The organism is Streptomyces sp. NPDC029159 (assembly GCF_055564055.1).
On sequence record NZ_JBVHWT010000006.1, the window covers coordinates 19,515 to 35,628 of the forward strand.

Sequence of the window (16,114 nt, forward strand, 5' to 3'; positions counted from 1 at the left end):
TGTCGGGCGGGTATGCGTCGGGAGAGGGCGAGCGGACGGACCAGCTCATCGACCGGCGGCGAGCGTCTCGAGGAACGGGGCGGGCGCGTCCATGAAGTCGTAGTGGCCGCCGTCGACGACGCGGATCTCGACCGAGTCGGCGTAGCGGTGCCAGCCCTGGAGATCTGCCAGGCTCACGTCGGTGTCCTGGCTCCAGTGCAGGACGGTGATCGGGCAGTCGATCCGGGCGGGTTCGGTGCGCCGGTAGGCGCCGGCGGCGGCGTGGTCGCGCAGCAGCACGGACATGCCCATGTCGATCATGTCGGGGCGGGGTTCGATGCCCCGGCTGCGCAGGAACGTGACGAGTTCGGCGCGCAGTTCGTCCTCGCCCAGGGTGAGCATCCGGTCGCGGGCGGCCTCGTGCGGGGCGGGCTGACCGGACACGAACAGCCGCCGGGGGGTGGGCAGGCCGGCGGCGGCCAGCCTCAGCACGCTCTCGTAGGCAGGCAGGGCACCCGCGCAGTGCCCGAAGAACGCGAACGGTGTGTCGAGCAGCGGGGTGAGGGCTTCCACGAGCTGGTCGGCGAGGTTCTCGTAGCTGGCGTAGTGGGGGTGGGCGAGGCGGTTCTCGCGGCCGGGGAACTGCACCGGGCAGATCTCGGCGTCGCCGACCGTGGCGGGCCAGGCGCTGAACGCGGAGGCGCCGGAGCCGGAGAAGGGGAAGCAGAACAGGCGGGCGGCGGGCGCGCCGGCGGGGGGCCGGACGAACCACGGCGAGGCGAGGGCGGGTCCGGACGTCATGGTGTGAGCCGTTTCTGGGCGGCGATGGGCAGGTGGGTCATGCCAGCGATGAAGTAGGAGCGCAGGTGCTCCGGTTCGCCGGCGAGGTCGAGGGAGTCGAACCGGTGAAGGAGTTCCTCGAAGAAGACGCGCAGGGTCAGACGGGTCAGCGGGGCGCCGATGCAGAAGTGCGGGCCGAATCCGAAGGCGACGTGCCGCTTGGCGTTGGGGCGGGTGATGTCGAAAATGTGCGGGTCGGCGAACTGGGCGGCGTCCCGGTTGGCCGAGCCGATCCACGCGACGACCGCGGCGCCGGCCGGGATCACGCCGCCCGCGACGGGGACATCGGTCACGGCGTGGCGCATGAAGTTGCAGGCGGCCGAGGTCCAGCGCAGCCCTTCCTCGACCAGGTTGGGGATCAGGGCCGGGTCGGCCCGGGCCTTGCCGAACTGTTCGGGCCGCTCGATGAGGGCCTGCACGGTGCCGGAGACGGTGTGCGGGGTCGTCACGTTGGCGCCCAGCAGGATGCTGTAGCCGTCGAGGGCGATCTCCTGGTCGCTCAGCGGCGCCCCGCCGGGGCGCACGCTCATCAGGTGGTGGAGCAGGCTGTCGTCCTCGGCTCCGGAGCCGCGGCGGTCCTTGACCCACTCGGTGACGTACCTGACGAGTTCGTGGTGGGAGATGGCCAGGGTGGCGGCTTCGCTGCCGAGCTGGAAGTGCGGGTCGGAGGGGGCCGTCACCATGGCGGTGAGCTGGACGAGTTCTTCCCAGTCCTTCTCGGGGATGCCCAGCAGCGGGCCGGTGACGATCGCCGGGAGGAGCAGGGCCTTCTCGGCCAGGTCGAACACCTCGCCGTCCAGGGCCGGCTCCAGGAAGCGGGTCACCGACCGGCGGATGGAGTCCTCCCAGGACGTGACCGCGCGGGCGGTGAGCTTGGAGCCCAGCGGCCTGCGGACCTCGGTGTGCCGGGGCGGGTCGGTGGAGGTGAGCAGCACGCCGGCGGCGACGTCGTCCTGGCCGAGGTGGGTGGGCACGGTGCCGCGTTCGGAGGTGAACTCGCGGTGGTCGCCCAGGACGCGGCACACGTCCTCGTAGCGGGTGACCGACCAGAACTCGCGTCCGTCGGGCAGGACCTGGTGGTGCAGGGGCGCCTTGGCGCGCATGACGTCCCAGACGGGGTGCGGGTCGCCCGTGCCGTAGAGGTCGAGGTCGAACAGGTCGACGGTGTCGAGGTCGATGTCGCGCGCGGGGCCCGGGGTCAGTCTCATGTGCCGGACCTCCCCTGCTCGATCAGCCCGGCGACGCGGGCCGGGGTCTGCGCCAGGTAGAAGTCGCGGACGGAGAGCTGGACGCCGTAGTCGAGCGCCACCCGTTCGATGATCTTGATTCCGGTCAGTGAGTTGCCGCCGAGGGCGAAGAAGTCATCTTCCGCCCCGATCTCGGGGCGGTTGAGGAGTTCCCCCCACAGCGCGGCGATTTCGTCCACCAGCGGCACCGGGCCGCCCGAGGGCGCATCATGGCGTTGCCCGGTCTCGTCCTGTCCCCCTCGCGGGTGGCTCACCTGCGGCGCCGATTCCATGCTGGTTTTCCGGACAGCTTCCCGTTTCACGATTTCTCCCAGAATTCAGATCGAGGAATACTTGAAAAGTCCCGTCCAGCGTTTTTCGGCCGTTCCCCTTCCGCTGTTCCAGGATGATGGGGCGCCCGTCCCGGAATCCACAGACGGAACCATTCACCAAGTTCCCTGGCACCAAAGCGGGGGGTGAACGAAAAACCCACGGGACCTCAACCAATGACAATGCGGACGGATATGGGTGTCCGGATCTCCGCTGCCGCCGAGCTCCAGCGGCGTGTGGGCTGAAGGCGCCCCTCGACGCGCCCGATGTGCAGAGTGACGCCTTCAGCCGTCGGCAGGTGCCGATCTCGACAGCCCGGACGGGGTACGTGTCAGCCTCGGCTCGCCGAAGGCTCCTGGAACATCTCCCGGAGTTTCGCCCGGTCGATCTTCCTGTTCGGCGTGGCGGGGAGCTCCTCCAGTTCAATGAAGTGTCTGGGGACCATGAACCGGGGCAGACGGGAGGCACACGCACGGATCAGGTCGTCCCGATCGACCTCCGCGCCGGTCGCGCGGGTGTAGTACGCCGCCAGCTGTGTGGACGCGGCAACCTTGACCCCGACGACCGCGGCTCGCCGGACACCGGCGACCCCAGCGATCACGGACTCCACCTCGCCCGGCTCGACCCGGTAGCCGTTCACCTTGAGCTGGTCGTCGAGCCTGGAGACGAAGTGGAAGTCGGTGCCGTCGAACGTGACCAGGTCTCCGCTGAAATAGCAGCGACGCATGCTGCCGTCCCGGTGTTCGACCTCCCGGAATCTCTTCGCGGTGAGCGCGTCGTCACCGGCGTACCCGATCCCGACGCAATTCCCGGCTATGACCAGCTCTCGGGTCTCGCCGGCCGTGAACGGGCGCAGCCGTCCGTCCACGTGGCACAGCAGCTCCGCATCGACGACAGCGGTGCCGATGGGCGGCCGGTCGGGCCAGCCGGTGACGTCGCCCGTCAGCCGGTACTGAGTGACCACATGCGTCTCGCTCGGCCCGTACTGGTTCACCAGCGTCAGGTCACCGTCGGCACAGAACTTCCGCACCTCCTCGTTGATCACCAACTGTTCACCCGCCACCGAGATCTCCCGCAGACTCGGTGTCCGCACGCCCGCGACACACGCGGCGGTGGCCAGTCCGTGCAGTCCGACCACCGGCTGGAAGAGCCGGGCGACATCGTGCTCGCGAATGATGTCGAGCAACGTGAAGGGGTCCAGCCTGTCTTGATCGTTCACCACGATCAGGGTCGCACCGGCCAGCCAGGTCGCCACCGTGTCCTCGTACACCATGTCGAACCCGATGGACGACATGTGCAGCGTGTTCGGGGGCCGGTCATGGCTCCACCGCCGGACATGCCAGTTACCCAGATCCGCCAGAACGACCGGCGGCACCGCGACAGCCTTGGGTTCGCCTGTCGACCCGGAGGTGGGGATGACATAACAGAGCGGTCCGGTCGCGACCTCGTCCCGCCTCGTTCCCCGAATCGACCGGAAGGTGTGCTCCGCGACCCCCGCCTCGACCGGTGCGCACTCCTCGGCCCGCAGGATCATGGCGCAGCCGGCGCTGCTCACCAGTTTGCCGGTCCAGGCCGGCGGCATGGCCGGATCGATGGACAGCACGCCGGCTCCGACGCGCCACACACCCAGCACCGCCGCGCAACGGGACCACGAGCGAGTCGCATGCACGTCGACGACGTCACCGGGGCCGATTCCGTGTGCGGCGAGGCCGCCGGCGATTTCGGCCGACACGTCGTCGAGTTCGGCGTAGGTATGGGCGACGCCGTTGTCGATGACCGCGACCGCGTCCCGGTGTCGGGCGAGGGCGTCGACCAGCATCCGGATCAGTGAGACATCGAGGTTGCTCATGCGATCAGCCCGCCGTCGACAAGCTCCAGCGGCCGGTAGTCACGCGAGGCCACGAACTCCGGACGCGGACTGGGCACTTCGCGCAATTCGTTGTCGACACTGTTGTAGCTGACGAACGCCATGGTCCGGTCGGTCGGCGACATGTTCGCACCGGAGCCGTGCGCGATGCAGGGGTGGAAGAACAGCAGGCTTCCAGCACGTCCGACGATGGACCGGATCTCCGACTCCGCGGTCACCTTGGCCATCTGTTCGGCGTCCAGCGCGAACTTCAGCTTCGCCGAAAGGTCGGCCTCCCACGGCGACGTACTCTCGGGCTGGGGACGCCATGGGGCTATCGCGCCGTTTCGATGCGAACCAGGAACGACCAGCAGCGGGCCGTTGTGCTCGGTCGCGTCGTCCAGCAGCAGCGCGACGTTGACCGCCCGCGGCTCCGGCATACCGTCCTTGGCCCCCCAGACGCTGTAGTCCTGGTGCCACTGCCACACCTCTCCGCGCAGCGCCTGCTTGGCGTTGACCTTGCACTGGAACACATGCACCTTGCTGTCCAGCAGTTCCTCCGCCGCGGAAAGCAGCTCGGGCAGCCGCACCAGCCTGGAGAACAGCGCGCCCGTGGTGTGGCAGCCGTGGATGCCCCGCACCGTGGTCCCGTCCTCCTCGAAGATCCGCCCAGGGTGCTCGGTCCCGTAGAGATCGGTCACCTCACGTCGCAGAGCGGCGAGATCGCCGGCATCGAAGACGTCTTCGAGGAGCAGGAACCCTTCGGACCGGTATTCCGCTATCTGGTTTTCGGTGAGCATGATGCGATGGCCTCTCTGACTGATTCTCCGGGGTGATGTAATTCGTTACGCGTGCCTGTCCGGAAAAGAGATAATTCTGTCCGGGCACGGAATACGCCGCTGGTCCGCGACCAGGTAGCGCCACCTGGTCATGGGGGCGTGGCGACCGTTGTTCCCGGCGGGGTTACGGGGCGAGGGCGGCGTGGGAGTCGATGTAGGCGGCGATCGACGCCACGGTCGGGTTGAGGAACATCTGGTCCATGGGGACCTCGGCGCCCAGTTCCTCGATGAATGCGCCCTGAATCCTGGCCATGATCAGGGACTCGCCGCCCAGGGCGAAGAAATCGTCGTCCGGCGTGATGTCGTCACGCTGGAGTTCCCGGCACCAGATGGCGCGGACACGGTCGGCGGTCATCGCGTTCCTCTCGTTCTGTCGTCACGGCCAAGGGCCTGGTCATGCCATGGAATTGCTGTCGGTTCTCTGGACGCGGCGGATGTCCGCCAGGGCGGCGCGGTCCACTTTTCCGTGTGGGCTCAGCGGAATGCGCAGGATGTTCGTGAACCGGGACGGCACCATGTTCCGCGGCAGCGTCCACAGCAGACGGGTGCGCAGGTCGTCCTCGGCGAGGTCCTTGCCCGAGGGGACGACGAACGCGTGCAGTTCGGCTTCGCCGCCGTCGTCGTAGGTGACCACCACGGCCGCCTCGCGGACGCCGGCCAGCCTTCCCAACGCGCGTTCGATGTCGGTGGGGTCGATTCGCATGCCCCGCACCTTGACCTGGGCGTCCATCCGTCCGACGACGACGAGTTCACCGCTGTCGTCGATCCGGCCGCGGTCCCCCGTGCGGTACAGGCGCAGGGGCGTCCCCTCGATGTCGATGGTCGTGAACTTGGCGTTCTCGGGGCCGCCGGCCCCCAGGTAGCCCGCGCCGACGCCGGCCCCGGAGATGCAGATCTCGCCGTACCGGCCCGCCTCGACCTCGCGCAGTTCGGCGTCCAGGAGGTGGATGGTGGTGTTGTGGGCGGGCCGGCCGACCGGGGCGATGTCGTGCTCGCCAGGCCGGTAGTGGGCCAGGTCGTAGGAGGTGGCGACGTCCGTGCACTCGGCGACGCCGTACTGGTGCAGCAGAGTGCAGGTGGTGCCCGGGCGGCGCACGAAGCGGGCGAGGCGTTCGCTCTTCAGCGCCTCCCCACCGAACAGTATGTAGTCGAGCCGGGCGAGGGCGTCGCCGCCGCGTGCGTTCTCCCAGTCGACCAGCAGGTACAGGGTGCTGGAGGCGCAGTGCACGACGCGGATGTCGTACTGGGTGAGCATGCGGTGGGCCAGCATGGCGTCGAAGTTGCGGCTGGCCATCAGGTGCTGGGTGGCGCCGCAGAACAGTGGTGTCATCAGGGCGCGCTGGGACAGGTCGAAGCCGAAGGCGGAGACGACCAGGTTGTGGGAGCCGCGGTGCAGACCGTACTCGAGCTGGAGCCAGTTCATCAGGTTGAACCAGCCCTCATGGCGGACCGCGGTCAGCTTGGGGGTGCCGGTCGAGCCGGAGGTGAACACCGCGTAGCAGAGGTCGTCGCCGGTGACGTGGACGTCGGGGACGGTCGCCGGGAGAGTCGCGAGGTGGCCTGCGAGCTGTTCGAGGTCGATGATCTCGACGCCCGCGGACTCGACCATCGCGGCCGTCGCCGGGGAGGCCACGATCAGGGCGAGGTCGGGCACCTGCCCGAGCAACAGCCGCAGGCGGGCTGCGGGGTAGGTGGGGTCGAAGGGCACGTAGGCCGCGCCGGCCTTCAGGGTGCCGAGGATGGCGACGATCATGTCGGTCGAGTAGTCGAGGCAGACGCCGACCTTCGCGCCGCGGCCGTGGCCGCGTGCGGTGAGCAGGTGCGCGAACCGGTTGGCCCGCGCGTCGAGTTCCGCGTACGTCACTTGCCGGCCGGACCACACGACGGCAACGGCGTCGGGGGTGGCCCGCGCGTGCTCCTCGAAGCGGCGGTGGACGACGGGCGAGGGCGGCAGAGCCACCCGCTTTCCCTGAAGGCTCATCAACTGTCTCCGATGTGCGAGGTGTCCGGTCGGGCGGGCCGCCGCGGCACCTGGGTAGAGGGTTCGTCCCGGGCGCTCCGGGGCGGTGCGCTCTCAGGCGCTCCGGCGTTCGGCGCTCGTCGGCGTCCGGGCCGCCCACTTGTCGACGGGCAGCCCGTGCGCGGCGGCGGCCCGGTCGTTCGCCCGCGCCTGCCGGGAGCAGCCGGCGGGCGGGCCGGCCGGGCGCCGCAGGGACCGGATACGGGCCCCTGCGGACCGGCGGCGCGTCAGTCCGGTGCGGCGGGTCGGCGTTCAGTCCGCCGCGATGGCCTCGCGCACGCTCCGCGGCGCGGGTCGGTCCGGTTCGACCCGGCGTACTCCCGGCACCCGGCGGTCTCAGATGTGCTGCCGCATCGGGGTGAAGTCGACCAGGACCACCGCACGCTCGCCCGTCTCCGGGCCGGCCCCGCGCCTGATGGGGGACACGTAGTGGCTGACCTTCTCGTCGGTGACGCCGTAGGACTCCAGCGGCTTGGTCAGTTCGAACTCGGCCAGAGCCTCGCCGGCGGGCACGTCCTCGGGCAGCTTGCCCCGGTACTTCGGCGGCGCGATCACGTTGGAGCCGCCGACGACGTTGCGGCGGTAGACCAGGTGCGCGAAGACGAACGGCTCGCCGTCCTGATGGAGCTCGTTGGGCGAGGAGATGGCCTCGTGTCCGGGGTCGTCCACCGCCAGCTTGATCAGATGCACCCCGACGTGCAGCGGGAACGCCGCGTCGCTCCGCGACCATCGCGTCTGGGCGAAGTCGAAGGACAGCATCTCGTGGATGATCGGGTTGTTCCGGGCTGTCTCACTCATGGCGGGCAGCTGGCGGACCACGCCGACATAGTCGGGGTTGTGGTCAGCCTGCCAGTAGCCGTTCATCCACCCCTGTTCGCCGAGGTGCGTGTCCGGAATCCAGCTGAACTCTCGCGACCAGGGGAGGTAAATGCCGCGGGCGTAGCGGCGGTTGCGGCCTTCCTCCGTCGCGTAGGGGTCCGGTGGCAGGTCGACGAACTCGGCGCGAAGGTTCTGGAAGGACGCGTCGGATTCGGCTATCCCGAATTCCTCGGCGAGGTCCCAGCGGGCGAATCCGTTCTCGACGAGGGCGGGCGTTTCGGTCAGTGTCTGCATGACTGTCCCCAAGCTGTGGTCGTGAGGGGTGGACTGTGGTGGCTGACGGCTCGGGCGGTCAGGCCGTGGCGAGCCTGTGCGCCGGACGGACGACCACTTGGCGACGGCGTCCGCGCCGGGTGGAGAGCTCCACTCGCGGATCGTCGTCGAAGAGGTCGAGGCGGAGCAGGCGTTCCTCGCTCCAGCCGAGCAACCGGAACTCGCCGGCGCCCAGGTGCAGCAGTTCCACGGGCCCGCGCCCTTCGACGCGCAGGACCAGGCCCTCGTCCTCGGCGGTCACTTCGGCGGCGAGGTCGCTCTCCTGGTCGTCGACCACGGGTTCTCCCCACTCCATGAAGGAGAACGGCACCGCGAAGGTGCAGCTGAACTCGGCGAGTTCGCGCGACGTGAGCGGCAGCACGGGGCGGTAGTAGGCGATGTCGCTGGTAGGCAGCTCCGCTCGGAAGCTGTCCGGGAACAGGGCCAGCAGCTTGTCGTTGGTGGCGCAGTCCGCGACCAGGTGGACCCGGGTGCGGTCGCCGGCGTTCCGCAGGGAATGCGGTCGTTCGAAGTCGGCGTACCAGAGCGTTCCCGGCTGCCAGCGCTGTTCGACCCCGTCCAGCACCAGTACCGCCCCGGGATTGGTGACCAGCGGGATGTGCAGCCGTACGTAGCCGTAGGGGAGTCCGAGCGGGGTGTCCGAGTGCTCTTCGACGGACACACCGGGGGCCAGGGCCATCAAGCGGACGCTGCGCAGTTCGGTGCCCAGTTCGGACAGGATCTGACGGAGGTAGGGCGTCTTCGCCATGAAGGGCGTGTCGGCGAACCCGTCACGTCCCGGGCCACCGGGGTCGGTTCGCCGGAGGTCCCCGCCCGGCGCGCGCAGGGAAAGAACCTTCCAGTCCACATCGGATTCCTCTCCGATGAAGCCGTCCTCGAAGGACCGTTGCAATGCCCAGGATTCGGAACCGCTGAGCTCGGCGAGATCCGCTTTCAGCCGATCGACATCCAGGTCGTCCCGGAGCATCACCGCTGCCGGAAGGTTTTCCAAGGAGCTTATCTCTTGCATGAAGACCTCGCTTCAATAAGCTTTGTTCGCTTTCCTTGTGATCGAGATCTTACTTCTCCATCGCGCCAGGAAAAGCGTCTGACGGCGGGCAGAAGCAGCCAGGACACTTTAGGACATGGCCTTTCCTGTCTCGACCACAAGAATTGCACGATCAGATTCAGGGAAATCGCGCAGCTTTCGTATCGGGCTGCACAGCAGAATGGCCGTTGCCAGTACCTGCAGACCGGTCATCATCCACATCGTTTCCCGGACACCGCACAATTCGCCGAGCGTGCCGCCGAGCAATCCGCCGACGGCGATGGCGCCGAAGCTGATCACGGCCGCGCTGGCACTGATGCGCCCCAGCAGGTCGGGGGGGCAGTACCGTTGGCGGAAGGTGTCGGTGATGATGTTCGCCGCGACCACACCCGCGCCGACGCCGACACCTCCGACGACGAAGAACGCGAGGCCGGCCCCCGGGCCGGTCAGCGGAAAGAGCAAGGTGAAGGGCGCGGCACCCACCAGGCAGAGCACTGCGGCCCGCGCGCTGCCGTATCGTCGGGACACGCGGTGGGACACCAGCGCTCCGAGGACCCCGCCGAGACCGCACAGCGTCAGCACCACGCCGACCACGGCCTCGCCGACCCCGACCGTCCGTACCAGGAACGCCACTTCGATCGAGCTCAGGCCGGTCAACGCGATGTTGGACACGGCGCTGAATACCGCGAGTGTACGCAAAATGGGATCCCGGAACAGGAATCTCAGGCCGTCGCCGACTTCGGTGCGCAGTCGGCGCCGCCGGATCTCCGGAGGCGGCGAGGGCGGCGGTTCGGTGATCCGGATCGCCCGCAGACAGAACCAGGACACCAGGAAACTCAGCGCATTGGCCACCAGTCCGGCGACGGCACCGAAAGCCTGCACCAGCATTCCGGCCAGGCCGGGGCCGATGACCTCGGCTGTCGACTCGCTTCCCTGCAACCGCGCGTTGCCGGCCAAGAGCTCCGTGTCGGAGAGCAGTGTCGGCAGATACGCACGTTGTGCGGTGGTGAAGAAGACATTGGCGCAACCGCAGACGAAGGCGGCCGCGAGCAGGTGCGGAATGGTGAGTACGTCTGCCCAGGCCGCGACCGGAACACTGACGAAAGCGACGAAGGAAACGGCATCGGAGACCAGCATCACCGGGCGGCGGGGAAGGCGGTCCACCCAGGCGCCCGCGGGCAGACCGAGCATCAGCCACGGCAGATAGGCGACGGACGTCAGCAGTCCGACGACGAAGGTGCTCGCGTGCAGGGTGAGGACGGCGACGAACGGCAGCGCCACCACGGCGATCGCGTTGCCGAGCAGACTCGTGGTCTCCCCGAACCAGAACAACCGGAACTCGCGGCCGGTCACCGAGCCTTGGTGGGTCTTGCCGCTCATCGCTCCCCCGCCGTGGGCCGCGGAGTGTCCAGCAGGGCGAGTTTTCCGGCGAGGATGGCGCCGATCCGCGATATCGGCTCCGCCTGGGTGATCTCCCCGTGGGCGCAGTCGATGTCATGCACCTCAAGGCTTCCGGTGACGTGGTCACGCCAGGATTCCGGTGCGGGGGCGTCCTCCGGCTTCCCCTCCGTGGCGGATATGAACACCATGTCCCCCCGGTACGTCCGGGGCCGGAGTTCCTCGTAGATCCGGTCGTTGTCCACGAACACCCGGGCCAGCGCGGCGGCTTCCTCACGCGTCAACCATTCGAGCGTGCTGCCCGGCCGGCGGACCGTCCGCACGTAGTCGTCGAAGCTCAGCGGTTCCTCGCCGCACTCGGAAAGGCCGTACCCCAAGGAGTCGAGGAGTTCGGTGAAGGTCTCCGAAGCGCCGTCTTCGAGTGGCTGGTGGCCGGGTACCGAGTCGGGCGGGTAGCCGTCCAGCAGTGCGAGCAGGTCGACCTGGGCTCCGCGGGCCTGGAGGTCGGTGGCGAGGAGGTGGGCGAGCACGGCACCGAAGGACCATCCGATCAGCCGGTAGGGTCCTTCGGGTTGGACGGACCGGATCTGCTCCACGTGGTCCTTGACCATCTGGCGCCAGGATCCGCCGCATGCCCTCGCGTCGTTGAGGCCCTTGGCTTGCAGGCCGTACACGGGGTGGCCGGCGTCGATGTGGCCGAGCAGGCCCGCGTAACCCCAGCTGATCCCGGCGGCCGGATGCACGCAGAACAGCGCGGGCCGATCGCCTCCTGTCCGCAGGGGGAGCAGGGGCGCCAGCGGGTCGTGCTGCGCCCCCGCGGCCAGCCGGTCCGCCAGGTCGGCGACGGTGGGCGCCTGGAACAGGTCCACGATGGTGAGGTGGCCGCCGAGCACCGCTCGTACCCGGGAGAGCAACCTGACGGCCAGCAGGGAGTGGCCGCCCAGTTCGAAGAAACTCTCCTCGGCTCCGACCCGGCTGAGCCCCAGGACCTGCGCGAACAGGTCGCAGAGAACCTCCTCGTAGGGTCCGCGCGGGCCACGCGACGCCGGACGGTGCGCGAAGTCCGGGGGCGGCAGCGCGTCCCGGTCGAGTTTCCCGTTGGGCGTCATCGGCAGCCGTCCCACCGGCTGGAAGAACGACGGGAGCATGTGGTCGGGCAGGATCGAGGCGAGCCGGTTGCGCAGCTCGCGCGGGTCGAGCGCGTGGTCCGTGGCCGACTGCACGTACGCCACGAGGCGCTTGTCGCCCCTTGCGTCCTCGCGCACGGCCGCGGCGGCCTGCGCCACGCCGGGGCAGCGGGTCAGCGCGGCCTCCACCTCGCCGAGCTCGATCCGGAAGCCCCTCACCTTGACCTGGTCGTCGACGCGGCCCAGATAGTCCAGCCTGCCCTGGCGGTCCCACCGGACCAGGTCACCGGTGCGGTACATGCGGCTGCCGGCCTCCCCTTCCGGGACGTAGGGGCAGGCGACGAACCGTTCGGCGGTCGCGGTCGGGCGGTTCAGATAGCCGCGGGCCACGCCGGGGCCCGTCACGTACAACTCGCCCGGCACACCCGGCGCGACGGGGCGCAGCCGCTCGTCGAGCACGAAGACCCTGGTGTTCCCGATCGGTCTTCCGATCAGCGGGTGCGGGCTGTCCGCGGCGTCCCACCACAGTGCGTCCAGAGTGCATTCCGTGGGGCCGTAGAGGTTGTAACAGAGCGTGCCGGACGCCTCCCGGACGCGGGTCCACAGCGACTGACCGGCGGCTTCTCCACCGAGCAGCAGCACCAGTGGCGCCCGTGGCCCGGACAGCAGGCCCTCGTCGAGCAGGTGCTCCGCGTAGGTGGGGGTGACGTCGAGGACGTCGATCTCGGCGTCCTTGACGTAGGCGGTCAACGCGACGGCGTCGCGCCGGACGTCGTCGCGGATGACATGGAGTTCATGTCCCGCCAGCATCCAGAACAGCGCCTCCCACGAGGTGTCGAACGACAGCGAGGCGGTGACGGCGGACCGCAGCCGCCGGCCCGCCGCGGCCTCGGTGCGCGCGATCAGGCCCGCGCGGTGGAAGGCGTACAGGTTGCTCAAGGCGGAATGCGGCGTCACCACACCCTTGGGACGGCCGGTGGATCCGGAGGTGTAGATGACGTATGCGGCGCTGTCCGGCAGTACCCGGCACTTCAGGTCGGCCACGGGGCCGGACGGCGTCTCGATCCGGTCGGCGAAGACCGCGGGCAACTCACCGAACCCGTGCGCCACCGCGGTCGCGGTGTCCGTGACGACGGCGACCGGTGCGGCGTCGCGCAGCATGTGCTCGATGCGGTCCGGTGGGTATTCGAGGTCGACATGCAGGTAGGCCGCGCCCGTCTTGAGTACCGCCAGCATCGCGACGACGGACTCGGCCGACCGGGGCAGGGCCAGTGCGACCAACCGCTCCGTCCCGGCTCCCTGGACGCGCAGACGGCGTGCGAGCACGTGGGCACGAGCGTTGAGTTCGGCGAAAGTGAGCCTCGTGCTCCCGCACACCACCGCGGTCGCTCGCGGCGTTCGCGCGGCCTGCGCCTCGAACAGCTCCGGCACGGTGGCCGGCGAGGCGGGCCGGGCGGTGTCGTTCCACGCGACGAGGGCCTGGTGCCGGTGCTCGGCGGAGAGAGGGTCGGCGTCGCCGATGGGGCGTTGCGGGGCGGACACGAGTTGCCGCATCAGCCTGGGCAGGGCATCGGCGATGTGGTCGACGGTGGCCCGGTCGAACAGGGCGGTCGCGTACTCGAGGGAACCGTCGATGCCGGCTGCTTCCCCGTCCCGCGTGCGATGCTCCCGGAAGTCGGCGGACAGGTCGAACTTCGCGACCTCCCAGTCCAGCTGCTCCTCGGTACAGGTCAGACCCGGCAACGAGAACGTCGCCTCCTCTCCCCTGGACAGGGTGAGCATGACCTGGAAGAGCGGATGCCGTGCCAGTGACCGTTCCGGGTTCAGGTCCTCGACCAGCCGCTCGAAGGGAACGTCCTGGTGGTCGTAGGCGGCGAGAGCGGCGTCCCGCACCCGGTGCAGCAGCTCGCTGAACGTCGGATCACCGGCCACGTCGCTGCGCAGTACCAAGGTGTTCACGAAGAAACCGACGACGCCTTCCAGCGCATCGTCCAGGCGTCCCGCCACCGCGGTGCCGATGGGGATGTCCGTCCCGGCCCCCAGCCGGGACAGCAGTACCGCAAGTCCGGCCTGGAGCACCATGAAGGTGGTGCACCCGTGGTCGGCGGCGACCGCGAGCAGGCGGCGATGCAGATCGCCGTCGAGCTTCAGCGGCACGCAGTCACCGCGGTGGTCGGCGATCGCGGGGCGCGACCGGTCGAACGGCAGGTCCAGCTCGGCGGGGAGCCCGGCCAACTGCTCCCGCCAGAAGGACAGCTGTGTCGCGAGCAGGCTCGCCGGGTCGTCCTCCTCGCCCAGCAGGTCACGCTGCCATACGGCGTAGTCCCGGTAGCTCACCGGAATCGGCGACCACTGAGGTGACTCGCCCGCGGCCCTGGCGCCGTATGCCGCGGCCAGGTCGGTGAGCAGCGGCTGCCAGGACCCCTCGTCGCAGGCGATGTGGTGGAGCACCAACGCCAGCACGTGTTCCCGCGGTGCCAGCGCGAACACCGTCGCCCGGATGGGGAGATCGGCCGTCAGGTCGAAGCCGCGGTCGACGGTGGCGGACAGCGCGTCGGCGAGGCCGCTCTCCTCGCACGCGACCACGTCCAGCTCGGGCCGTCGGGCAAGTACGCGCTGTACGGGTTCGCCCTCGACACCGGGATAGACCGTGCGCAGCACGTCGTGCCGGTCCGCCAGGTCGGCGAGTGCCGCTGCCAGGGCGGTGCGGTCCAGTTCGCCTCTCATCCGGATGACGAGCGGGCAGTTGTAGACCGCCGACCCGCCGTTCACGCGATTGAGGAACCACAGCCTCCGCTGGGCGTAGGACACGGGGGTCACGGGAAACTCCTCAGGAAACAGAGCTGGTTGCGGCGGAATTGATCGAAGCGATCCGGCTCGGGAGGGTCTGCCAGATCTCCGGGGTGTAGAAGTGACCGCCGCCGAGCACGTCGTGCCGGTACGGGCCGGAGGTCAGGGCGCTCCACCGAGCAGCCGCGTCGGCACTGATCAGCGGGTCGTCGGCACCGAAGAACACCTGGAGCGGCACGCTCACCTCGGCGCCGCCGTAGACGAAGGTGTTGCGGACGTCGATGTCGGCCCGTACCAGCTCCAGCGCCACCTCGGTCAGGCCGGCGTGTTCCCGGACGTGCTGGGGCAACAGGCCGTGAGTGCCGAGCCACTCCAGGAGCCGCTCGTCCGGGTCCTGGGGGGTGGGAAGGAGTTCGCTGTCGGTCAGGCCGCGGTCCGGGGCGTTGCAGGAGGACAGGACGAGCGTTTCGGGCCTTCGCGCCTCGTCACTGTCGAGCCGGGCGGCCACGTCGAAGGCCATCCAGCCGCTCATGCTGTGCCCGAAGAGGATGTACGGGCCGAGATCGGCTTCGCGCAGTGATCGTGTGACATCGGCGGCCAGTTCGTCCCAGTCACGGGCGAAGTCCTCGGCGAACCGCCCCTCCCTGCCGGGGTAGCAGAGCACGACCAGATCCGTGCCTGCGGGCATGTGCGCGGTCCACGGCTGGTACGCGGCCGTGCCGCCGCCGAAGAAACTCAGGCCGACCAGCGTCCGCTCGGCGTGCGGACTGCGGTGCAGGGGCACCACCGTGGTGTCCCGTACGCCGCTCACTGCGACTTCCCGGTGAACGTCGGCCCGGCATCAGCGATCTCGTGCGCTGCCGGCGGTCGGGCCCCGTTCATCGTGGCCGCCAGACTGGCCGGCCGCATGTCCGTCCAGTTCTCCTCGACATGGGCCAGGCACGCGGTCCGCGTTCCCGCTCCGAAGACGGTGGACCAGCCGGCGGGCACATCGATGTCCGCGGGCCACAAGGAGTGCTGTCGTTCCGCATTGACCAGGACGAGATAAGAGCCGTCTTCGTCGTCGAACGGATTGTTCACGGAAGTGTCCTTTCAAGGTGGTCAGGTCATGGCGATCGAGCCGGGCCGTGGAGATCGGCCGAGGCGGGGTGACCTGACGTCAGTGGTAAGTGGGGCGGCCCGTTCGGTGGTCAGAGCCAGCCGCGCCGGGCGGCCTTGACCCCGGCCTCGAAGCGGCTGCGGGCGCCGAGGCGCTCCATCAGCGCCGCCATCATGCGTCGCACGGTCCGGTGCGAAACATGCAGCTGACCTGCGGCGGCCGCATCGGTACACCCCTCGGCGACCAGCCTGAGCAGCGCCAGTTCCTTGCCGTTCAAGGTGTCGTTTGTCGTCGGACGCCCGGCGTCCAGCGGGCGGACAACCTCGGCACGGGGCTCGGCGACCGGCGGAGGCGATTGGCTCATCTCCCGGTACGCCGCTTCCGCCATCGGTTCCGGTCCGAACATGGTGCGCATCAGGTCCGTCTCCCAGGTGTGTCGGT

General features: G+C 69.3%; 14 protein-coding genes. All 14 read right to left on the reverse strand.

The window, feature by feature from the left end; translation table 11 throughout:
* Positions 1-45: 45 nt before the first annotated feature.
* On the reverse strand, positions 46-780 hold the full coding sequence (locus tag ACZ4U4_RS14440; RefSeq protein WP_467873202.1) for a thioesterase II family protein: 735 nt from the start codon (positions 778-780) through the stop codon (positions 46-48).
* Positions 777-2,027, reverse strand: coding sequence for a cytochrome P450 (locus ACZ4U4_RS14445; protein ID WP_467873205.1), 1,251 nt, complete (start codon positions 2,025-2,027; stop codon positions 777-779). Before ACZ4U4_RS14445 ends, ACZ4U4_RS14440 begins: the two co-directional genes overlap by 4 nt.
* The gene (locus ACZ4U4_RS14450; RefSeq protein WP_467873208.1) at positions 2,024-2,320 is read right to left on the reverse strand and encodes a phosphopantetheine-binding protein; all 297 of its coding nucleotides are present in this window, start codon (positions 2,318-2,320) and stop codon (positions 2,024-2,026) included. The genes ACZ4U4_RS14445 and ACZ4U4_RS14450 overlap by 4 nt, the downstream gene beginning before the upstream one ends.
* Positions 2,321-2,706: 386 nt before the next feature.
* Positions 2,707-4,224, reverse strand: a complete 1,518-nt coding sequence (locus ACZ4U4_RS14455; protein ID WP_467873210.1) for an AMP-binding protein — start codon at positions 4,222-4,224, stop codon at positions 2,707-2,709.
* The gene (locus tag ACZ4U4_RS14460; RefSeq protein ID WP_467873213.1) at positions 4,221-5,021 is read right to left on the reverse strand and encodes a phytanoyl-CoA dioxygenase family protein; all 801 of its coding nucleotides are present in this window, start codon (positions 5,019-5,021) and stop codon (positions 4,221-4,223) included. The genes ACZ4U4_RS14455 and ACZ4U4_RS14460 overlap by 4 nt, the downstream gene beginning before the upstream one ends.
* Before the next feature lie 163 nt (positions 5,022-5,184).
* Positions 5,185-5,415 carry an acyl carrier protein gene (locus ACZ4U4_RS14465; protein ID WP_467873216.1) on the reverse strand — a complete coding sequence of 77 codons (231 nt, stop codon included), beginning with the start codon at positions 5,413-5,415 and terminating at the stop codon, positions 5,185-5,187.
* Between the two features lie 39 nt (positions 5,416-5,454).
* The gene (locus ACZ4U4_RS14470; RefSeq protein ID WP_467873219.1) at positions 5,455-7,041 is read right to left on the reverse strand and encodes an amino acid adenylation domain-containing protein; all 1,587 of its coding nucleotides are present in this window, start codon (positions 7,039-7,041) and stop codon (positions 5,455-5,457) included.
* 375 nt (positions 7,042-7,416) lie between these two features.
* Entirely contained in the window at positions 7,417-8,193 is a 777-nt protein-coding gene (locus ACZ4U4_RS14475) for a 2OG-Fe dioxygenase family protein (RefSeq protein ID WP_467873221.1), read from the reverse strand.
* Positions 8,194-8,251: 58 nt separating this feature from the next.
* Complete coding sequence (locus tag ACZ4U4_RS14480) at positions 8,252-9,241, reverse strand: aspartyl/asparaginyl beta-hydroxylase domain-containing protein (RefSeq protein ID WP_467873224.1); 990 nt, start codon at positions 9,239-9,241, stop codon at positions 8,252-8,254.
* Between the two features lie 108 nt (positions 9,242-9,349).
* Positions 9,350-10,639 (reverse strand): MFS transporter, encoded by a 1,290-nt coding sequence (locus tag ACZ4U4_RS14485; RefSeq protein ID WP_467873227.1) that lies wholly within the window; start codon positions 10,637-10,639, stop codon positions 9,350-9,352.
* A complete protein-coding gene (locus ACZ4U4_RS14490) occupies positions 10,636-14,604 on the reverse strand; it encodes a non-ribosomal peptide synthetase (protein WP_467873230.1) in 3,969 nt (1,322 codons plus the stop codon). The genes ACZ4U4_RS14485 and ACZ4U4_RS14490 overlap by 4 nt, the downstream gene beginning before the upstream one ends.
* Before the next feature lie 10 nt (positions 14,605-14,614).
* Positions 14,615-15,385 carry a thioesterase II family protein gene (locus ACZ4U4_RS14495; protein ID WP_467873232.1) on the reverse strand — a complete coding sequence of 257 codons (771 nt, stop codon included), beginning with the start codon at positions 15,383-15,385 and terminating at the stop codon, positions 14,615-14,617.
* Entirely contained in the window at positions 15,382-15,654 is a 273-nt protein-coding gene (locus ACZ4U4_RS14500) for an MbtH family protein (RefSeq protein ID WP_467873235.1), read from the reverse strand. Before ACZ4U4_RS14500 ends, ACZ4U4_RS14495 begins: the two co-directional genes overlap by 4 nt.
* A gap of 110 nt (positions 15,655-15,764) precedes the next feature.
* Positions 15,765-16,088, reverse strand: a complete 324-nt coding sequence (locus tag ACZ4U4_RS14505; protein ID WP_467873237.1) for a response regulator transcription factor — start codon at positions 16,086-16,088, stop codon at positions 15,765-15,767.
* Positions 16,089-16,114: the final 26 nt, after the last annotated feature.